Annotated in this window: 1 protein-coding gene; it reads left to right on the top strand. The window is 72.2% G+C overall.

Annotated features, from left to right (window positions below):
• Positions 1–320: hypothetical protein (locus JHD63_RS24855; RefSeq protein ID WP_304952659.1), on the top strand; the 320-nt coding region annotated here is incomplete at its 5' end.
• Positions 321–381: the final 61 nt, after the last annotated feature.

Below are 381 nucleotides of genomic sequence, written 5' to 3' on the forward strand. Positions count from 1 at the left end.
CCCCCCCCCCCCCCCCCCCCCCCCCCCCCCCCCCCCCCCCCCCCCCCCCCCCCCTCCCACCGCCCCGCCCCCCCCCGAGCTCTACACTAGGTTCTCTTCGTCGGCAGCGTCAGATGTGTATAAGAGACAGGGGCGCGACTGCCTTGCGCACGCAGGATCTGCTGGTCGATGTCGTTTCAACCCACGCGCCCACGCAGGGCGCGACCCTGGGCGTGATCAACATCATCGGCGTGCGCGAAATGTTTCAACCCCTGTCTCTTATACACATCTCCGAGCCCACGAGACCGTACAGGAACTCTCGGATGCCGTGTTCTGCTTGAAAGGGGGGGGGGGGGGGGGGGGGGGGGGGGGGGGGGGGGGGGGGGGGGGGGGGGGGGGGGG

It is taken from the genome of Xylophilus sp. ASV27, assembly GCF_016428875.1.
GTDB lineage: Bacteria > Pseudomonadota > Gammaproteobacteria > Burkholderiales > Burkholderiaceae_C > Xylophilus.